Below are 20,061 nucleotides of genomic sequence, written 5' to 3'. Positions count from 1 at the left end.
TAACTATGACGGAAATTATCCAACGAAAACTCAACGATTCGGCATTCGTCCGCTGGACGGCGCTGATTCTGATCGCGCTGACGATGTTCTTCGGCTACATGTTCGTAGACATGATGTCGCCGCTGCAGAGCATGATCGAGGCCCAGCGCGGCTGGACGCCCGACGTCTTCGGCATGTACGGAAGCTCGGAGTTCATTTTCAACGTCTTCGGATTCCTGATTCTGGCGGGCATCATCCTCGACAAGATGGGCATACGCTTCACGGGAGTGCTCTCGGCGTCCCTGATGTTCATCGGCGCCAGCATCAAGTATTACGGAGTGAGCGACGCCTTCATCGGTTCGGGCATCGAAACGTGGCTCAACAGCTGGTGGGTATCGTTTCCGGGCAGCGCCAAACTCGCATCGCTGGGATTCATGATCTTCGGCTGCGGCATGGAGATGGCCGGCATCACCGTATCGAAGACCATCGCCAAATGGTTCGAAGGCAAGGAGATGGCACTGGCCATGGGACTCGAAATGGCCATCGCCCGCGTGGGCGTATTCGCCGTGTTCACCATCTCGCCGTGGCTGGCCAACATGGCGCCGGCAACGGTCGTACGTCCGGTGGCGTTCTGTACCCTGCTGCTGCTGATCGGCCTGCTGACCTACGTGGTCTTTACGTTCATGGACCGCAAGCTGGACAAACAGCTGGGACTCGACGCCAAAGGCAACAACAGCTCGGAAGAGGAGTTCCGCGTCAGCGACCTCGGCAAAATATTCGGCAGCAAGGTCTTCTGGATCGTCGCCATGCTCTGCGTGCTCTACTACTCGGCGATCTTCCCCTTCCAGCGTTTCGCCACGAACATGCTGGAGAGCAACCTCGGCGTCTCGGCCCAGACGGCCGCCGACATCTTCCGCTGGTTCCCGATGGGCGCCGCGGCCATCACGCCGCTGCTCGGCAGCTACCTCGACCATAAGGGCAGGGGCGCTACGATGCTGATCTTCGGTGCAATTCTGATGACGGTCTGCCACCTGATCTTCGCCTTCGTACTTCCGGCCTATCCGAGCACGCTGATCGCCTACGGCGCGATCATCATTCTCGGCATCTCGTTCTCGCTGGTTCCCGCGGCCCTCTGGCCTTCGGTTCCCAAGATCATGGAGACCCGCTATCTGGGTTCGGCATACTCGCTGATCTTCTGGATTCAGAACATCGGGCTGTGCCTCTTCCCGGCCGTGATCGGCTATGCGCTCAAATTCAGCAACCCCGGCCATATCGACGGTACGGCCTACAACTATACGCTTCCGATGGTGATCTTCGCAAGCTGCGGCGTCGTCGCCATGCTGCTCGGCATATGGCTCAAAGCCGAGGACCGCAGGAAACATTACGGGCTTGAACTGCCCAATATCAAGAAGTAGCCAAACTACGATAAGTAAATGAAGAGGAAGGGCTGTCGTGCGATGCACGACGGCCCTTTATAATTTACTGCTACATAGCCCGTTAATCGTACAGTGTCGAAGCGGCGGCACCGCGCCGGAAGACGAAAAAAAGCAGAAGGTTGCTGTTTGTTATATTTTTTACTATATTTACAGCCAAGTTGTTAGGTTAACAACAAACAGGATAAAACGTAAAAATCAGCGTAACGAACTTACAGTTTGTTACTTCAGACTTCGCACCCGGCGGAAGCGGGGCGGATACGGTTTGTTCGATTAAAACGAAAAAACAATGTGTGATCCCATCAAATCAATCGCCAACCGCCTGCGCGGACTGCGTGAAGTGCTCGAACTCTCGGCGCAGGAGGTGGCGGAGAGCTGTCATCTCCGGGTCGAAGAGTATATGGCGCTGGAGAGCGGCGAAAGCGACATCTCGGTAAACGTCCTGCAGACCATAGCCCGCCGTTACGGAATCAGTCTGGACGTGCTCATGTTCGGCGAAGAGCCAAAGATGAACGCCTATTTCATCACCCGTGCGGGTGCGGGCGTGTCGGTCGAACGGCGCAAAGCCTACAAGTACGAAGCGCTGGCGTCGGGATTCCGCGACCGGAAAGCCGATCCTTTCATCGTGACGGTAGAACCCGCTCCGGCCGACGCCCCGATGCACCTGAACAGTCACGAGGGGCAGGAGATGAACTACGTGCTCGAAGGGCGTCTGCTGCTGAGCCTGAACGGGAAAGAATTGGTGTTGAACGTCGGTGACAGTCTCTATTTCGATTCCAGCCTGCCGCACGGAATGAAGGCGCTCGACGGGCGGCCGGTCCGCTTTCTGGCGATAATCATGTAAGCTATGGTAGAGAGATTCTTACAGCAAACGACCTTCCGCTCGCAGGAGGATTACAGAAAGAACCTGCATATCCGCGTCCCGGAGAATTTCAACTTCGCGTATGACGTGGTGGACGCCTACGCGGAGGAACAGCCCGACCGGAAAGCGCTGCTCTGGACGAACGATCAGGGTGCGGAGATTCAGTTCACGTTCGCCGACATGAAGCGGGAGACCGACCGCACGGCCTCCTATTTCCAGAGTCTCGGCATCGGAAAGGGCGACGTGGTGATGCTGATTCTCAAACGGAGATACGAATTCTGGTTTTCGATCCTCGCCCTGCACAAGCTGGGGGCGGTCGTGATTCCGGCGACTCACCTGCTGACCAAGAAAGACGTCGTGTACCGGTGCAACACGGCCGGAATCAAGGCGATCGTCGCGGCGGGCGAACGGGTGATCGCCGACCACGTGGCGGCGGCCATGCCGGAAAGCCCGACGACCGAGCTGCTGATAAGCGTCGGGCCGGAAATTCCCGAAGGATTCCTCGATTTCCACGCGGGAATCGCAAACGCCGCCCCTTTCGTGCGTCCGCAGCGGGTGAACGCCAACGACGATATCATGATGATGTACTTCACATCGGGGACCACGGGCGAACCTAAAATGGTGGCGCACGACTTCACCTATCCGCTGGGGCATATCAGCACGGGGTGTTTTTGGCACAACCTGCACGACGGGAGCCTGCACCTGACGATCGCCGACACGGGATGGGCGAAGGCCGCTTGGGGCAAGCTGTACGGGCAATGGCTGGCCGGAGCCAATATTTTCGTCTACGACCACGAGAAATTTACGCCGGCGGACATCCTGCACAAGATCGAACAGTACCGCATCACCTCGCTGTGCGCCCCACCCACTATCTACCGCTTTCTGATCCGCGAAGACCTCTCGAAATACGACCTCTCGTCGCTCGAATACTGCACCACGGCCGGAGAAGCATTGAACGGGGCCGTCTACGACACCTTCAGGCAGCTGACGGGCGTCCGGCTGATGGAGGGTTTCGGGCAGACCGAAACGACGCTCACGCTCGCCACTTTCCCGTGGATGGAGCCGAAGCCCGGCAGCATGGGCGTGCCCAACCCCCAGTACGAAATCGACCTGCTGACGCCCGACGGACGTTCGGCCGAGGACGGCGAACAGGGGCAGATCGTGATCCGCACCGACAAGGGAAAACCGCTGGGGCTGTTCAAGGAGTACTACCTGAACGACGAACTCACGCGCGAGGTCTGGCACGACGGAGTTTATTACACGGGCGACGTGGCATGGCGCGACGAGGACGGCTATTTCTGGTTCGTGGGGCGTGCCGACGACGTGATCAAGAGTTCGGGCTACCGCATCGGCCCCTTCGAGGTGGAGAGCGCGCTGATGACCCACCCCGCCGTGGTGGAGTGCGCCATTACGGGCGTGCCCGACGAAATCCGCGGACAGGTGGTCAAGGCGACGATCATCCTCGGCGAAAAGTACAGGGCGCAGGCCGGGGAAGCGCTGATCAAAGAGCTGCAGAACCACGTGAAGCGGATCACGGCGCCTTACAAGTATCCGCGCATCATCGAATTCGTGGAGGAGCTGCCCAAGACGATCAGCGGCAAAATCCGCCGCAAGGAGATTCGCAACGGGGATGAAAAACGGTAATCCCCGCCGGGGCGGACCTATCCGCCGGCAGATTTCCGGAGCCAGCCGGATACCAGAACCTTGCTGAATTGCCCGGAATCTGCAGGGTTGCCCGGAGTTTTCGGGTTACCCGGAGTTTTCGGGCTGCAGTTCGGGAACTTGGCCGGGCGCTGTTCCTGCGACCGAGGTCCGGCTCCGCCGCGAGATACACCCCTCTTTCTATTCCGATCGCCTGAAACAAATGTTTCGGGCGATCGTGTTTTTTTGGGTTCGGAGGGCAGCTACGATTAAGGCACGCCCGCGCCAGCATCTCGATACGCTCCGCAACGACTCGATGCGGCCCGCATCCCAATGCCCCGCGGGATCAGCGTACTCGCAGGATCAGCGGACCTGCCGATCAGCGGACCCGTTCGTACAGCTCCGTAATGCGGCTGCACATCTCTTCCCACGAAAAACGCTTGCGCTCCTCGATGCAGTTCAGTCGGAAACGCTCGATCGCGTCACCCTCGTACATCTTCGCAACGGCTTCGGCGACGCCCTGCGCCGTCGGTTCGCACACATACCCTACCCGTCCGTCGGGCACGATTTCGGCCAGCCCCCCGACATCGGTGACGACCATCGGAACGCAAAACTGATAGGCGATCTGCGTCACGCCGCTCTGCGTGGCCGTTTTATAGGGCTGCACGACGAAATCGGCGGCCGAAAAATAGTATTTCACCTGCTCGTCGGGAATAAAGCGGTCGTGAAGAATCACGTCGTCCTGCAAGCCGTTGTCGGCGATCTGACGCAGGTAACGCTCCTTCGGGGTGTAGAATTCGCCGGCGACGATGAGTTTGCGCCCTTCGGCGCGCCCCGCGCGTTTCAATTCGGCCCACGCATCGAGCAGCAGATCGAGTCCCTTATAATCGCGGATCAGGCCGAAAAACAGCGCGTAACCCACCGCAGGATCGAGCCCCAGCCGGACGCACGCTTCGGAGCGCGCCACCCGCTCGCCGAAATTTTCGAACAGCGGATGCGGCGAGAAGAGTGCCGGAGCCTTGCTGTAGGCTTCCAGTTCGCGGTGCACCTGCTCGGACATATAGACGAAGCCGTCCACGGCCCGCAGGTAGTAACGGTTGAAGGGCTTATCGGTCAGGTGGCGTTCATGCGGCTCGACATTGTCGATCTGGCAGAGGACCTTCGTATGGCCGTTGCCGCGCGCGATGCGCGCGATGGTGCCGAAGCAGGGCGCCATGAAGGGCGTCCAGTACTTCATCAGCACGAAGTCGGGCCGCTCCCGGCGGATGCGGCGGCCCACGCGGAGCCAGTTGAAGGGATTGACCGTATTGACGCACCGGCAGATGTCGAGGTCGGCGGGAGGCGGCGTATCGACGGTCTGGCTCTTGCCGGGGAAGAGCAGCGACGGATATTGCAGCGTAAAGGTTTTGATATCGACCTCATTGCCCCGCAGCCGGAACGTGCGGGCCATGATCTCCATGATCGAAGCCAATCCCCCGCGGTAGGGGTGCGCAGGTCCTAAAATTGTAATTTTCATAGTACAAATATAGGAAAATATGCGACATGGCAACCGTTTTCCCGCTCTTTATCGCCGACGCAGAGGGCGCATCGGCGGATCGGCCGCCCGCAGGCACGGAAAATCCCCGCCGAAGCGGGGACTTCCCGTGCCGCAGAGGGCAGAAACGCATATACGATTAAAAAACGGGATCCGGCCCGGAAGGCATCCGCGGTGCCGGTCCGGCAGGACGGACTATTCTCCGTCGCCGGGGTGTCCGAAGCTCTTGGCGGCGTGCTTGCTTCCCGCGGCGGATTGCAGCGCGAGGTACTCCTCGCCGTAGTCGAGTACGTTTTGCAGTTCGGTGCGGAAGGTGTCGAGGTGCTGCTCCTCCTCGGCGATGATGTCCTGAAACATCTTGTGCGTAACGGCATCCTTGTGCTCGGAAGCGATGCGCGAAGCCTCGTTGTAGGAATCTATGGTGCTCTGCTCCAGCTGCAGCGCCAAACGGAGCATGTCCTTGACGTCGGTCACCTGCCGGGTGCGGAACGAAGCGTTCATATCGACGTCGCCCTGCAGGAAGAGGATGCGGTCGGAGAACTCTTCGATATGGCGCATCTCGGCGATCGAGATTTCGCGCATGATCTTCGAAAGGTACTGATAGCGGTCATCCTCGAAATGGGTGTGGAAATACATGTACTGGAGTGAAGTGGCGATTTCCTTGCCCACGGCATCGTTCAGCAGGTCGATGCTCACCTGATACTTGTTTTGTGTTTTAACTGCGTTTTCCATAATGAAAAAGGTTTTGCAGCCGTAACTGCAAAACCCGTTCCACGAAGCAGATGCGGGACACGCCCCGCAGGCTTATTTCCACTCGATAGAGGCGCGCACGGCCGGAGTGCCCTCGTCGCTGCGTATCTCGAAAAGCGCCGTGCGGCCGCGCTGCTCGTAACCGACGCTAAGCGTCTGGCCGTAACGGCATTCGCGCAGGAAATGGATGTCGAAGCGCACCGGCGTCTCCTGCATGAGCAGTTCGACGGGCAGCATGTCGATCATCATTTCGATATAGCGCATCGTATTGACGTGGCGGTTGAAGTCGATGTCGCTGTAGACCACCTTGTGTTCGACCGTCTGCGCAGGGTTCACCTCGCGGATCTTGCGGGGCTTGTCGGTCGGCGACGGAGCGTCGACGATGGCGTCGGCGTGGGCGTCGCCCACCCACGACAGGTCGAGCGCCGAACGGCTCCGAAGGTCGATCATCGCCCACTGCGTCACGGCACGGCCGAATTCGGTCCCTGCCGCATCGGTCAGCGTGAAGTTACGCGTGGAGAGCACCCGGCCGTATTCGTTGATCCACGTGGCGATCGTATAATCGGTATACTGCGTGGGCTGGCTGTCAAATTCGACAGCCATGCGCGAGAGGACCCACGAGTGGTTGTCGGCGTTCAGCGCGTCCACGCCGAAGCCCTTGCCGTGGGCGTCGACGCCCGCCGTATTGAGGATCGCCGAACCAAGCGAGGGAATCGTAGCCCTCAGCGTGAAATCCACGTCCTGCGGTTCGACACGGTAATTATAATGCGATTTTTCTGCCATATTGCTGATTTTTAACGTTGTGTCCCGGCAAAGATACGTTTTTTGCAGATATTTTCATATATTTGTTTGACTATTAACCCTTATTAAAAATCGTTAGTTATGGAAATGAAAAAACTCGACTTCGCGGAAACGCTGAAGGATTCGATCGCCATCGGCGTGAAAAACGCCCCGTCGGTGGTCGTGGCAGTGGCCTTGTGGCTCGTGACGATCTGGATACCCTATATCAATATAGGGACGACCATCGCCATCAGCCTGCTGCCGGTCGAACTGGCCAAAGGCAGCGTAATCAACCCGCTCGGAATTTTCGACAGCAAATACCGCCGCTACATGGGCGAGTACCTCATCACGGCCGGCCTGATGGTGATTCCGATCTACATCGCCTTCGTATTCATGATCGTGCCGGGCATCGTGCTGTCCCTGTCATGGGCGCTTTCGTTCTATTTCCTGCTCGGCAAGGGCAAAAAACCGATGCAGGCCATCAAGGCGTCGAACGACGCGACGTACGGCAGCAAGTGGACGATGTTTCTCGTGACGCTGGTATTCGGCATCATGGTGGGCATCGTGTTCGGCATCTTGTACGCCATTTGTCTGGCCATCAACGTCGGCTTCATCACCTTCCTCGTCATGTTCGTCCTGATCGTGCTCGCGGCTTCGGTCCGGATGGCGATCGACGCATCGTTCTGGAAACAGCTGAAAGACAACGTGGAATAAGTTTACGGCACTATTTCCCAAAGACGGCCTGCGGGTCGTCTTTTTTTGTCTAGGACCAAATATTTTATCGAAAAACGATAAATATTATTTGTTTTTCGAAAATAAATACTAAATTTGCACTATCGAAACTTAAAAACCGAAGCTATGCAGAACAAAAAGAGACTGCACAAACATTTGCTGATGATCTACATCATCTACTTCGCGGCGCTGATCGTCGGCTTCGCCGCGAGTTTCGTGCCCGACTTTTCGCGGGGATGGCGCAACGCGCAGAATACGCTGGAGATGGAAATTCCGCAGGGAGGCATACGCTCCTACTACGTTTCGGCTCCGGTCATCCGCTCCGCCGGCGAACCTATAGGCATCGACAACCTGCCGGAGAACATCACTCCGACGATCAGCCGTCTCGACCTGAAGGTGACCGTGGACGAAGCCTACACGCTGGGCAACGCATTCAAGGTGATGGGCAACAACAGCTTCTGCTACCTGCTGATGGTCATCACGGGCCTTTCGTACCTGACGATCCTCGTACTGATCGCACTGATCATCAACTCGCTCCGCAAGTCGATCCGCGACGAGCAGCCGCTACGCCACAGCAACATCCTGCGCACGCGCGCCATCGGCATCCTAATTCTCGTGGGCGAGTTGAGCGAAGCCTTCATGAAGTACCTCAACAACAACGAGGCCGTCCGCCTGCTCGAAGGAACCTCCTTCGAAGTCGTGCAGACATTTCCGCTGAGTTACTGGAACGTGATCGTCGGCATTCTGTTCCTCTTCATGGCCGAAGTGCTCTCACTCGGCACGCAGCTCAGCGAAGAGCAGAAACTGACTATCTAAAAACAACGTAATTACCATGATAACGACAGGAACGACAAATAACGGGGGGGGGACGACATTATGGCTATAATCATCAATATAGACGTCATGATGGCAAAGCGCAAGATGTCGCTCGGCGAACTTGCCGAACGCGTGGACATCACGCCCGCCAACCTCTCGATCCTCAAAAACGGGAAAGCGAAAGCCATCCGGTTCTCGACGCTCGAAGCGATCTGCCGCGAGCTGGACTGCCAGCCGGGAGACATCATCGAATACCGCCCGGACCAGCCGTCGGAAGAGTAACAAAAACCCCTTTATACGATCAATTATGAGAAAAATCACCATGCTCGTCATCGCGGCATTCGCAGTGACAAGCGCAGCGGCCCAGTTCAATCCGCAGCAGCCGATTCCGGCGGACAAGGACGTCCGCACGGGCAAGCTCGAAAACGGAATGACCTACTACATCCGCCACAACGAAAAGCCGAAAGGACAGGCCGACTTCTACATTCTGCACGACGTCGGCGCCATTCAGGAGAACGATTCCCAGCAGGGGCTCGCCCACTTCCTCGAACACATGGCCTTCAACGGCACCAAGAACCTCCCCGGCAAGATGCTGACGGAGTATCTCGAAAAAGTAGGCGTGAAATTCGGCGCCAACCTCAATGCCGGCACCGGCTGGGACCAGACGACCTACATGATGAAGGACGTCCCCACTTCGCGCGAAGGCATCATTGACAGCGCACTGCTGATCCTGCACGACTGGTCGCACTTCATCGCGCTCGAACCTGAGGAGATCGACTCCGAGCGCGGCGTCATCATGGAGGAGCTGCGCACCCGCGACGGTGCGTCGTGGCGTTCGACCATGAAGATGCTTCAGGCGCTCGGTAAGGACACAAAATACGAGCACCGCAACCTGATCGGCTACCTCGACGGACTGAAGGGCTTCCACCACAAGGAGCTGGAGGACTTCTACAACCAGTGGTACCGCCCCGATTATCAGGCGGTCGTCGTGGTCGGTGACATCGACGTGGATGCCGTAGAAAACAAGATCAAGACGCTCATGAGCGACATTCCGGTTCCCGCGGCCGACGCCGCCCGGAAGGAGACGATCACCGTTCCCGACAATGAGGACCCGATCATCAGCATCTACACCGATCCCGAAATGCAGGGTTCCAAAATCCAGCTCTTCGTGAAGCGTCCGGCGCTTCCCGAACAGATGAACAACCTGATATACGGCGAAATGTTCGACGTCATACAGGCCTACATGACCACCATGGAAAACGCACGTCTGCAGGAGATTTCGATGAAACCCGACGCACCGTTCCTCGGCGCAGGCATGGGTTCGGGCGAAATCGGCGTGATTCCGACGCTCAACGCGACGACGTTCGTGGCCATGACGCAGGACGGCAAACTGGCCGAAGGTTTCGAAGCCATCTACACCGAAATGGAGAAAGTCCGCCGCTACGGCTTTACGCAGGGCGAATTCGAACGCGCCCAGAACGACCTGATGCGCCGCGCCGAACGCGCCTACGCCAACCGCAACGACCGCCGCAACGGCGAGTTCGTACAGACCTATCTGAACAACTACTCGAAGAACACCCCGATGCCCGACGCCGAGACCGAGTGGCAGCTGGACAGCATGCTGATCAAGATGATCAACGTCGAGGCGGTCAACGGATTCGCCCAGCAGGTCATATATCCCCGCAATCAGGTGATCGTCGTCACGGCGCCCGAAAAGGAAGGCATCGTGAATCCGACGGCCGAGGAGCTGCTCGCCATCCGCGAGAAAGTCGCCAACGCCGAAATCGAGGCGTATGAGGACAACACCGTCAAGGAGCCGCTGATCCCGGAAGGCACCGTACTGAAAGGTTCGCCCGTAAAGAAAACGGCACAGGACGCCACGCTCGGCACGACCGAGTGGACGCTCGCCAACGGCGTGAAGGTAGTCGTGAAGCCCACGACCTACAAGGCCGACGAGGTGCGCATGAGCGCCGTGGCCAAAGGCGGACTGTCGATCCTCTCGGACGAGGAGTTCTACATGGGCGAGATGATGCCTGCATTCAACTCGATGTCGGGCGTCGGCAAATTCTCGGCGACGGATCTCAAGAAACAGCTTTCGGGCAAGTCGGCTTCGGTTCAGCCCTCGGTGGAGAACTATGCCAGCGCCGTGAACGGCTACTGCTCGCCCAAAGACCTCGAAACGATGATGCAGTTGCTCTACCTGAATTTCACGCAGCCGCGCTTCGACCAGAACGACTACAACACGCTGATGAAGATGCTGCGCTCGCAGCTCGACAACGTGAAGTCGAATCCCGACTACCTGATGGAGGAGAAATTCATCGACGTGGCCTACGGCAACAACCCGCGCCGCCAGATGATTTCGAGCGAGATCATCGACAAGTTCAGCTTCGAAGCCCTGCCGGCGATCTACAGGAAGCTCTATCCGGACGCCAACAGCTTTACGTTCACCATCGTGGGCAACGTGGACCTCGACGCGCTGAAACCGCTCGTGGAGAAGTACATCGGTTCGATTCCCGTGTCGAAGAAGGCCATGACGTTCGCTGACGACAAGTGCGCCCCCGTCAAGGGCGACGTGACGGAGGAGTTCACGGCGCCGATGCAACAGCCGAAAGTCTCGGTACACTACATGTTCTCCGGCAAGATGCCCTACACGCTCAAGGACAAAGCAGCCCTGACGTTCCTCACGCAGGCGCTCAACTCGCGCTACCTGATTTCGATCCGCGAGGAGAAGGGCGGCACGTACGGCGTGCAGGTTTCGGGTTCGACCGAGTATATCCCCGACGAGACCTACAAGCTGGATATCCGCTTCGACACGAACGAAGAGATGGCCGACGAGCTGCGCGAGATCGTGATGAAGGAGATCCGGGAGATCGCCGAGAACGGCCCCAAGACCGAGGACATCGAGAAGAACCGCGAATTCATGCTCAAGAGCTGGAAAAACAGTCTGGAGCAGAACGCCGGCTGGATGAACTACATTCAGGCCAAATACGGTCCGGGACTTGAATACCTGAAAGATTACGAGCAGGTGATCAGGTCGCTCACCAACGCCGACGTACAGGCCATGGCCAAGAAGGTCCTCGGCGACAACAACCTCGTGAAGGTCGTCATGCGCCCCGCGAAGGAAAAGGCCGAATAACAGACCTGAATCCGCTGAAAAAGCCAGCCGCCGCAACGGCTGGCTTTTTATTTGTCAGCCCGGCGAAAAACATTAACTTTGCAGACAATTAAAACAATCAGTTATCACCTATGCGCCAAAGTCTTCGGCTGGTTTCCGGCCTGTATCTCAAACTTAGCCTGCTCACAATCGCTGTAGGCTTCCTGTTACGCATCGTACTGCTCTTCAACGAGCAGACCACCGACCTCGGTTTCTCATTCGGCGAATGGCTGCAGGTTTTCCTGCTGGGCGCCGTGAACGACCTCTGCGCCGCGACGATCGGATTCGTGTTCCTATGGCTCTTCTCGATGAGCGTCTCCGAGACCAAGTACGGCAAACCGTGGGGCTACATCATCCTCGGAATTCTCGTTGCGGCATTCTGCTACGTGACCTTCTGCAACACGATCTTCGACGAATACGGCAGCGTCGCGCCGCAAATCGCCTCCGCCGTTTTGGGCTATTGGGCCGGCACGTTCGCCCTGCGTCTCTTTTTCAAGGGTTTCCGCAGCTACTGGACCACGGTATGGTTCGCGCTCATCATCACGCTCTACGTGGGCGCCATCCTCTTCAACGGACTCAGCGAATATTTCTTCTGGAGCGAATTCGGCGTACGCTACAACTTCATTGCGGTAGACTACCTCGTCTACACCAACGAGGTGGTCGGCAACATCATGGAGTCCTACCCCATCGTGCCGATGACGCTGGGGCTGATCCTCGTGACGCTGGTCGTGACATGGTATCTCTTCCGCCGCGATCTGGCCCTCGCCGACCGGCTGAAAGGCTGGCGCTGGAAAGCGGTCGCAGGACCGGCGTACATCGCCGCCGTGCTCCTCGCCGTCTGGCTGCTGAACTTCAACACCCGGTTTCAGGACAGCCAGAATGTCTATGTAAACGAGCTGCAGGCCAACGGGCTCTACAAATTCTACGACGCATTCGTCAAGAACGAACTCAACTACAAGCAGTTCTACATCACCGAACCCGAAGAGCAGGCCGAAGCCTTCGTCCATGGGATTTACGGCAGCACGGGCGACAACCTGCACGCCGTACGCTGCGAAGGACCCGAAATCCGCCGCAACATCGTGCTGATTACGATCGAGAGCATGAGCGCTTCGTTCATGGAGCGTTTCGGCAACACGAACCGCCTGACGCCCGTACTCGACTCGCTTTACAAGCAGGGACTCGCCTTCGACCGCGTATACGCGACAGGCAACCGCACGGTGCGCGGACTGGAAGCCGTAACCCTCTCGCTGCCGCCCTGCCCCGGCCAGAGCATCATCAAGCGGCCGAACAATGCCGGCATGCACTCCACGGGTGCGCTGCTGCGCGAAAAGGGCTATAACGTCAAGTATTTCTACGGCGGCAACAGCTACTTCGACAACATGGAGACCTTCTTTTCGGGCAACGGCTACGACATCGTGGACCAGCGGCAGTATGCGCCCGAAGAGATCACTTTCGCCAACATCTGGGGCGTATGCGACGAAGACGCCTACCGCAAGGTCATCCGCACGCTCAACGAAGACGCGCAGAGCGGCAAGCCCTTCTTCGCCCACGTCATGACGGTCAGCAACCACCGCCCCTTCACCTACCCGGCCGGAAAGATCAGCATTCCCCACGACTCGAAGTCCCGCAACGGCGGCGTGATGTATACCGACTACGCCCTCGGTGAGTTCTTCACGGAAGCTTCGCGGCAGCCGTGGTTCGACAACACGATTTTCCTCGTCACGGCGGACCACTGCGCATCGAGCGCCGGCCGCACCGAGATTCCGCTGAACAAGTACCACATTCCGGCCCTGATCTACGCTCCGGGCTTCGTGGAGCCGCAGTGCGTCGACGGCATCGTCTCGCAGATCGACCTGATGCCTACGCTCCTCTCGCTGCTCAACATGAGCTACGATTCGCATTTCTTCGGCCGCAGCATATACGACAAGCAGTACGTCAACCGCGCATTCATCGCCACCTATCAGGATCTGGGCTACCTCGAAGGCGACGTGTTCACCATCCTCTCGCCCGTGCGGCGGTTCGAGCAATACCGCGTCGTTCCGACGGCGGAGAATCCCCACAACCTCGAACCGATGGAAGAGAAGAACCGGGAGCTGGTAACCCGCGCCGTCGGCTATTACCAGACTTCGGGCGAATGGAACAAACGCTGAGAAACGGACAAAAAGAGAGACCCGTCGTTGCAAATTGCAACGACGGGTCTCTCTTTTACGGTCGGATCCGCTACTTCTCGACGACGGTAACGTCCCTGTCCGTATTCAGCGTCAGCTGATAGGTCCCATAATTACCCGAACCGTTCGTGAACTTGGTGTAGATCGCCGTAAGGTTCACCACCCAGCCGTCTTCGGGAATCTTGTTGTCGCGGAACTGGCTGTAACCGCTCGTACGCACCACGTAGTTGCCCGGAGCCGCATTGGTACCGGAGCCGGTCGCCGCCGCGTCGTAGGTAAACCATGCCGAGCCGTAGAAATAGGTCTCCGCGTTAGCGCCTTCCAGCCTGCGTTTCGTAGCCCAAGTCGCCCACTCGTTGATGTCCGACCAGCCGGGAGAGTTCACGTCGTACGACGTCGAATTCGCAAAATAGTTGGGGAAGGTATTCTTGTATCCCCACGGCGCCGTGCCGAACTTGCTTTCCAGCCCTTCGAAACGCACCAGACGGCCCAGATCGGCATCCGAAATCGCCGTCTTGTAGTTATCCTTGGTAACGACCAGCGTATCCGACTTCAGCATCTGCTGCTGTTCGCCGGAGAAAATGTGCTCGTCCTGCATGATCTTGCTCTCGATGTTGTCATTCGAATAGCTGGCGTTGGAGGAGGTCGTACCGATGCTGGTCATACCGCGGTAGTTGCCGAGCACCAGCCCCTGCAGCTTGACGAAAACGATCTGTCCCGCGGGGTGGAAAAGGTAGTTGCCCGTATTGAGCTTAAGCTCGATCGCCGATTCGGACTCCGCATCGTAGAGGTAGACCGATTTATAGACATTGCCGTAACGGTCGGTGGAGATGACCTTGCCGGAGGTGAAAATCGGCTCATCCACCGTCCACGAAGCGACCGTCCCGTCGTTCATGCCGGGATTCTCGGCTTTGAACTGCGCCTTCAGGTCCTTGATCGATATATATTCCAGCCCCTCTTTCTCGAAATCGGCGCGGGTATATATCTTGGCCGCCTTCGGGTTCCTGTAATCGTTGTAACAGCCAACGAAGAACAGCCCTGCCGCGGCGATCAGAAACAGTTTAGATACTTTGTTCATAATATTCGTGTTTTATTCGTTAGCCGTCAGAAACGGAAGTAGAGATTGAGGTAATAGGTCGTACCGAACATGTAGAAATACTTCGAGTCGAAGGCCTGATAGGTAGTCACCGTCGTCTCGGTGTTCTTCGTCAGACGAGTCTGCTCGTAACCGCCGGTGCGGATGTCCTGATTGTTCAGGATATTCTTGACTTCGAGGCTGAAGCCCAGCGTATACTGGCGGTGGATATACCAGTTCTTGCCGATGCTGGCGTTGAGCGTATAAGCCGAGTCGAACTTCTCCTGACGGCGCAGGTGAGCGATGTCCTCGGCGGTCATGCCGGTGGTAATCACCGCATCGGTGCGATAGATCGGGCTCATCGACAGATACATGTTGTTGTAATAGTTGAAATCGGCCGACAGGAAGATGTTGTTGTTGCTGCGGTACGAAAGACCGACGTTGGCGGCCAGCTGCGGGGTGCTCTCCACGCGGAAGTTCTTCCAGTAAACATAGCCGTCGGAGACGATATCGCCGCTGTTGTCCTGCGTCTGCAGGTAATAGGGATTCGAATCGTAGGTGTACTGGCCCCAGCTAACGGCTCCGTTCAGGGCAAGGCTGCGGTACAGGGGAATCGAAACGGCCGCTTCGAGACCGAAGTGGAGCTTGTCGATGCCGCTCATAGCGAAGTTCGTGAAGGTCGCGGCCACGTCGTCGTAGTACGAAATCACTTTCGACTGATCGTAAATGCGGGTATAGTAACCGGAAACGCGCGCTTTCAGGTCGCCGACACGCAGGTTATACGACGCATCCACACCGAAGACACGTTCGGCGGAAAGCCCCGGAGTCGTGGTGTTGCGCGTACGGGGCGACACGAACGAAGCTTGGAATTCGGGGGCGTCCTGCAGGTAAACGACATTCGCTTCGACGGTATGAGCCGCGGAGAAGCGGTAGCTGAAGTTGCCTTTGGTCTTGTAGGTCAGGTAGTCGAGTTTCTTGGAATCGCCCTTCGAATTGTCGGGGAACAAGCCTTTGCGCCAAAGACCCTCGCGCCATTGCGAAGCATATCCCACTTCGCCGCCGACGGTTACGCCCAGACCGCCGACATTGAAATTATAGGCAGCCCATGCCTTCGTCCGGAGGACGTGCGCATAGTAGTCATAGCCGTATTTGTCGCCGACTTTGGCTGCGTGCGCATGACCGTGGCGATAGTAATAGTCGAGGTTGTTCTGATATGCGATGGCGTTCGAGCCGAAGTCGCGCTCGGCGAATTTGTCGATGTCGGCCCAATAGTCGCCGCCAAGCAGGTCTTTGACCTCCGAATAGTACTCCGTACGGTTCCGGCGCAGCGAAAGGCCCCCGTAGATTTTGGAGTTATTGCGGAAGATATGCGAGAAGTTGGCGACCAGATTCCAGTCCAGCTGATCGGTGTGACGCTCTTCGACCATATAGTTAGAACGACGGCCCGGACCGTACTGCGCCTCATCGACCGGATCGTTCTGGATATAGTTCGTCTGATACATCTTATCCCAGTCGAAATGGCGGATATTCTGGTAGTTGGCCTGCCAGTAAACCTGCTGCCAAGCCGCACCCAGCATATTCTTGTCGAGCGCGAAGTAGCTCGGCAGATAACGGTAATAGTCGGGGCGCGGGTCGGGACCGTTCTGCCACGTCAGCGCCGAGTAACCGTTCATGCCGAAGCGCAGCGAGGTGGCCAGATCGAGTTTCGAACGGTCTGAAATGTCGAACGTATAGTTCAGCATCACGACGGGTTCGTGGTTGTTGCGCACACGGGCGTTACGTTTCTTGCCGTCCTGCCAGCCCCAGTTGGGGTTGTAATAGTTATTGCCGACCAGATCGTAAGCTTCCTGCGTCGCCGCCTGCTGCGCACCGCGTTCGGTAGGAGCGCCCAGCAGGGTCAGCGCCAGACGATGACGCTGACCGAACTGCTTCTCGACAGCGGCAAAATAACCGAAAGCGTTGTAATAGACGCCATTGACATAGGAGTTGCCGCCCTGACGGGTCGAAACCGAAAAGGCATACGACCACCCGTTGTCCTGATAGCCCGAAGCATAGGTGACCATCGCGCGGAAACGGTACATCGAGTTGCCGTTTACGAGGCTCGCACGCAGGCCTTGACGCATCTGCGCAGGACTCGTCACGATATTGGTCGTACCGCCGATGCCGCCCAGACCGGCGTCCGACGCCACGATGCCCGACGTAACTTCCTGATTGCGGGTAGCGTCGTTCAGACCGCTCCACAACGACCACGGCGTATAGCCCGTCATGGCGTCGTTGAGCTGAATGCCGTTCATATACACGTCCTGATACTGCGAATCGTAACCGCGGACGTTGAAACGCATTTCGCTGAACTTGTAGGACGCGATGTTATTGAAGAGGTCTTTCGAAGCCGAGAGCGACGTGGGCAAAGCCTGCGCGTCGTCGGTGGTTTCGGTGTCGAACTCCGCGAAGACCGCGTCGTCGATCATCTGACGCTGCGTATCGGGCACGAGGATCACCGCATTGATGTCGCGCATCTGCGAACCGACACGTACGGCGATATTCGAAGTCTCGAATTCGGGAGTTTCGAACTGCAGCGAATATTCGCCCGCAGGAATATTTTCGAAAACGAAGTTACCCTGCGCATCCGAAACCGTTGTCGTACCGCCCGGCGTCATCGTAATCTTCACGTCGCCGAGTGCAATGCGTCCCGCACGCGAAACGACCCTGCCCTTGATACCGCCGTCCTGTCCAAAGGCGGTCAGCGTCACAAGCGACAGCACTAAAATTAGTAGACTCTTGATTTTCATAGACTATGTAAGTAATTTATTTGGCAAAATAGATATACACCGGGAAGTGGTCGCTGTAACCGCCCTGAAAGTTATTTCCCACGTACGTACGCAGGGGATATCCCTTATACTGTCCCTCTTTCTGCAGCATGTAGTACCGCTTGAAGATATTGCCGTAGAACTTCGATCCGGGAGCCTTCTGCAAACGAAGCCTGCCTTCGGAACCCGTAGCCAGATTCTCCGTGACCACGATATTGTCAAAGAGATTCCATGCATCGCCGTAAGCCAGCGTTCCGAGTCCCGCCTTGAGCATATCGGCAAAGGGGTTGTAGAAATCGCCCGGCTTGAGATCCTTCATCTTGGCTTTGGCACCCAACCCCTCGGCAATGCTCTCGTCCGTAGGATCGTCGTTGAAGTCGCCCATGGCTACGACCTTGGTCGCCGGGTTGATCTTCAGCACGGAATCCGCAATGCGGCGCATCTGCTCCCCGACGGCAATGCGCTTGAATTCCGAAGCGTCCTTGCCGCCCAGCCGCGAAGGCCAGTGCGCAACCATAAAGAAGAAGGGTTCGTTCTCGATGGTTCCCCACATCGTCAGGATGTCACGGGTCTTGAAGTTGGGAAGCTGCGGCACGACGGTTTTCACCGGGAAACTGCCCTCCAGTTTGAACACATCGGGACGATACATGAAAGCCACATCGACGCCGCGGGCTTCGGGCGAATCGTAATGCACGATACGGTAGTTGCCGGGGGCCAATTTGGGCGTCGCCACAATGTCCTCCAGCACCGAGCGCGTCTCGACTTCCGAGACGCCGATAACAGCCGGATAATTCTTGTCTGCGGCAGCAATGTCGAAAAGCACCCGCTCGATATTGCCGAGCTTCTTGAAATACTTGGCGGAATTCCACTTCTTGGGACCTTCCGGCGTGAACTCGTCGTCATGCACCTCCGGATCGTTGATGGTGTCGAAAAAGTTCTCCAAGTTATAGAACATCACCTTGCAGGGCTTCTGCGCAAAGCACATTACGACGAACGCCGCCAAGAACAAAGTGAATATCAGTCGTTTTTTCATCGTTCTGAAATTTTAAGGTTTTACAATCCCCAAGAGGCGGCATCTGTCTTTTCCTTGACCTCGGCAGGCAGCGTGGGGAAGAATTCGAACTTGGTCAGCTCTTCGATCTCCTTGACGCTCTTCACCCAGCTTTTGGCCTCACCCTGACCGCCTTCGTTGGCCACCCAGAATCCGATGGACTTGAGCTGGCCGGCCGAATAATCACCTAGTTTATCACCAGCCTGACGGATGTTACCCTTTACCGTGCGGACAAATACTTTAAAATAGTAATTCGGCACAGGACATAACTTACCGTCGCGGTCTGCCGTCGTAAGCGTACTACCGGGATTCCAATATGCACCGGTTACGACATACAGCGTGTCGGAACACATCCAATGGTCACGGGCCATTTTCTCAAGGTCCGCCCACGGATGCTGGTTCAGGCTGGAGTTCTGGGGCGTCATATTCGAGAAATAGAAAGTCTGCGCCTGCATCGTGGCATTTCCGCTACGGTCGGCATTGGGAATCTGATGGCCGCGGTCGTAATTCGCCGCAGGATAACTACGGGTCAAATTAGCCTGATATTCAGCTGCGATCTTGGGATCATACGCCCATGTTTCCACGCGTCCCGACCCCGTATACGAACTATGCAGCGGATAAGCCACCCACCATGCGGCATACTTGGTTTTGTCGAGACACAACGTATAGTTACGGGCGTTATACCACTGATTCGTATTCTGATTCTTGAGCTGAGCGAAATGTGATACATAAATATAATTGCTATTCACCTTTTCGGCAGGAATCTCAGGCCAAACCAGATTGTGACCGGTCTCATATACATTGTCGTTCGACGAAGTACTGTACTGGACGAGTTCAAGCTCGACGGGCATCTCGCCTTCGAACTCGAACCTGATCAGGGCATGCCGCTCGTCCTTGGTGTTGTTCGGCCAATAATAGACATACTGATTCTTGTCGGACAAACTCGTTCCGACCTTTCCCGTCTTGACAGTCTGGCCTCCCGGCGCTGTCCGGTTAAACGAAATCCATTCGGCTCCCGAAATGATTTCAGCCGTCCACGGCGTCCCCGTATCTCCGGTCACGAGCAGCACGGCAGCGCCCTCCTGATCGGGATGCACGGTCTTGGCAGGGTCCCACTCCACCGAGTTGGCGCCCCCGCCTCCCTTATTGTCGGAATCCTTACCGCACCCCGTAAAGGCGACAGCTATCAGCACCATCGCCGCAAGGGAAGCGGCAAACATCCGCGAACTATATTTATATATCAACGTCATTCAATTAAAAACTAAGTGCGAAAATACGC

15 protein-coding genes are annotated in these 20,061 nt (G+C 57.1%); 8 read left to right on the top strand and 7 right to left on the bottom strand.

What is annotated here, in order from left to right:
- Positions 1–5 precede the first annotated feature (5 nt).
- From HMPREF9720_RS09335 to HMPREF9720_RS09325, 3 genes are all read left to right on the top strand, one after another.
- Positions 6–1,394 carry an MFS transporter gene (locus HMPREF9720_RS09335; RefSeq protein WP_009598020.1) on the top strand — a complete coding sequence of 463 codons (1,389 nt, stop codon included), beginning with the start codon at positions 6–8 and terminating at the stop codon, positions 1,392–1,394.
- A gap of 307 nt (positions 1,395–1,701) precedes the next feature.
- Positions 1,702–2,256 (top strand): helix-turn-helix domain-containing protein, encoded by a 555-nt coding sequence (locus HMPREF9720_RS09330; protein ID WP_009597958.1) that lies wholly within the window; start codon positions 1,702–1,704, stop codon positions 2,254–2,256.
- Between the two features lie 3 nt (positions 2,257–2,259).
- Positions 2,260–3,918, top strand: a complete 1,659-nt coding sequence (locus tag HMPREF9720_RS09325) for an AMP-binding protein (RefSeq protein WP_009598026.1) — start codon at positions 2,260–2,262, stop codon at positions 3,916–3,918.
- A gap of 376 nt (positions 3,919–4,294) precedes the next feature.
- On the opposite strand, the gene HMPREF9720_RS09320 is transcribed toward HMPREF9720_RS09325, so the two are convergent.
- The 3 genes from HMPREF9720_RS09320 to HMPREF9720_RS09310 all read right to left on the bottom strand — a co-directional run bounded on the left by HMPREF9720_RS09320 (position 4,295) and on the right by HMPREF9720_RS09310 (position 6,982).
- Positions 4,295–5,431, bottom strand: coding sequence for a glycosyltransferase (locus HMPREF9720_RS09320; protein ID WP_009598006.1), 1,137 nt, complete (start codon positions 5,429–5,431; stop codon positions 4,295–4,297).
- Between the two features lie 213 nt (positions 5,432–5,644).
- A complete protein-coding gene (locus HMPREF9720_RS09315) occupies positions 5,645–6,181 on the bottom strand; it encodes a ferritin-like domain-containing protein (protein ID WP_009597968.1) in 537 nt (178 codons plus the stop codon).
- Between the two features lie 72 nt (positions 6,182–6,253).
- A complete protein-coding gene (locus tag HMPREF9720_RS09310) occupies positions 6,254–6,982 on the bottom strand; it encodes an acyl-[acyl-carrier-protein] thioesterase (protein ID WP_009598007.1) in 729 nt (242 codons plus the stop codon).
- 99 nt (positions 6,983–7,081) lie between these two features.
- Between HMPREF9720_RS09310 and HMPREF9720_RS09305 the strand changes: the two genes are divergently transcribed.
- From HMPREF9720_RS09305 to HMPREF9720_RS09285, 5 genes are all read left to right on the top strand, one after another.
- On the top strand, positions 7,082–7,693 hold the full coding sequence (locus tag HMPREF9720_RS09305; protein ID WP_009598091.1) for a hypothetical protein: 612 nt from the start codon (positions 7,082–7,084) through the stop codon (positions 7,691–7,693).
- Positions 7,694–7,837: 144 nt separating this feature from the next.
- On the top strand, positions 7,838–8,527 hold the full coding sequence (locus tag HMPREF9720_RS09300) for a DUF2975 domain-containing protein (RefSeq protein ID WP_009598053.1): 690 nt from the start codon (positions 7,838–7,840) through the stop codon (positions 8,525–8,527).
- 60 nt (positions 8,528–8,587) lie between these two features.
- The gene (locus HMPREF9720_RS09295) at positions 8,588–8,809 is read left to right on the top strand and encodes a helix-turn-helix domain-containing protein (protein ID WP_009597909.1); all 222 of its coding nucleotides are present in this window, start codon (positions 8,588–8,590) and stop codon (positions 8,807–8,809) included.
- A gap of 40 nt (positions 8,810–8,849) precedes the next feature.
- Positions 8,850–11,663 (top strand): M16 family metallopeptidase, encoded by a 2,814-nt coding sequence (locus tag HMPREF9720_RS09290; RefSeq protein WP_009598050.1) that lies wholly within the window; start codon positions 8,850–8,852, stop codon positions 11,661–11,663.
- Positions 11,664–11,773: 110 nt separating this feature from the next.
- Positions 11,774–13,831: an LTA synthase family protein gene (locus tag HMPREF9720_RS09285; RefSeq protein WP_009597977.1), complete on the top strand. Its 2,058-nt coding sequence runs from the start codon at positions 11,774–11,776 to the stop codon at positions 13,829–13,831.
- A 70-nt stretch (positions 13,832–13,901) separates the two neighbouring features.
- Here HMPREF9720_RS09285 and HMPREF9720_RS09280 read toward each other — a convergent pair whose 3' ends face one another.
- From HMPREF9720_RS09280 to HMPREF9720_RS09265, 4 genes are read right to left on the bottom strand one after another with little or no spacing between them, the layout of a single operon-like run.
- Complete coding sequence (locus HMPREF9720_RS09280; RefSeq protein ID WP_009597975.1) at positions 13,902–14,927, bottom strand: DUF5689 domain-containing protein; 1,026 nt, start codon at positions 14,925–14,927, stop codon at positions 13,902–13,904.
- Positions 14,928–14,953: 26 nt separating this feature from the next.
- Positions 14,954–17,713: a TonB-dependent receptor gene (locus tag HMPREF9720_RS09275; RefSeq protein ID WP_009598057.1), complete on the bottom strand. Its 2,760-nt coding sequence runs from the start codon at positions 17,711–17,713 to the stop codon at positions 14,954–14,956.
- 16 nt (positions 17,714–17,729) lie between these two features.
- Positions 17,730–18,764 carry an endonuclease/exonuclease/phosphatase family protein gene (locus HMPREF9720_RS09270; protein WP_009597929.1) on the bottom strand — a complete coding sequence of 345 codons (1,035 nt, stop codon included), beginning with the start codon at positions 18,762–18,764 and terminating at the stop codon, positions 17,730–17,732.
- Between the two features lie 20 nt (positions 18,765–18,784).
- Complete coding sequence (locus HMPREF9720_RS09265) at positions 18,785–20,002, bottom strand: DNA/RNA non-specific endonuclease (RefSeq protein WP_009598052.1); 1,218 nt, start codon at positions 20,000–20,002, stop codon at positions 18,785–18,787.
- Between the last annotated feature and the right edge of the window lie 59 nt (positions 20,003–20,061).

Origin of the sequence: Alistipes sp. HGB5 (genome assembly GCF_000183485.2) — a bacterium.
GTDB lineage: Bacteria > Bacteroidota > Bacteroidia > Bacteroidales > Rikenellaceae > Alistipes > Alistipes finegoldii.
This window is presented reverse-complemented; position numbering and strand designations above follow the sequence as displayed.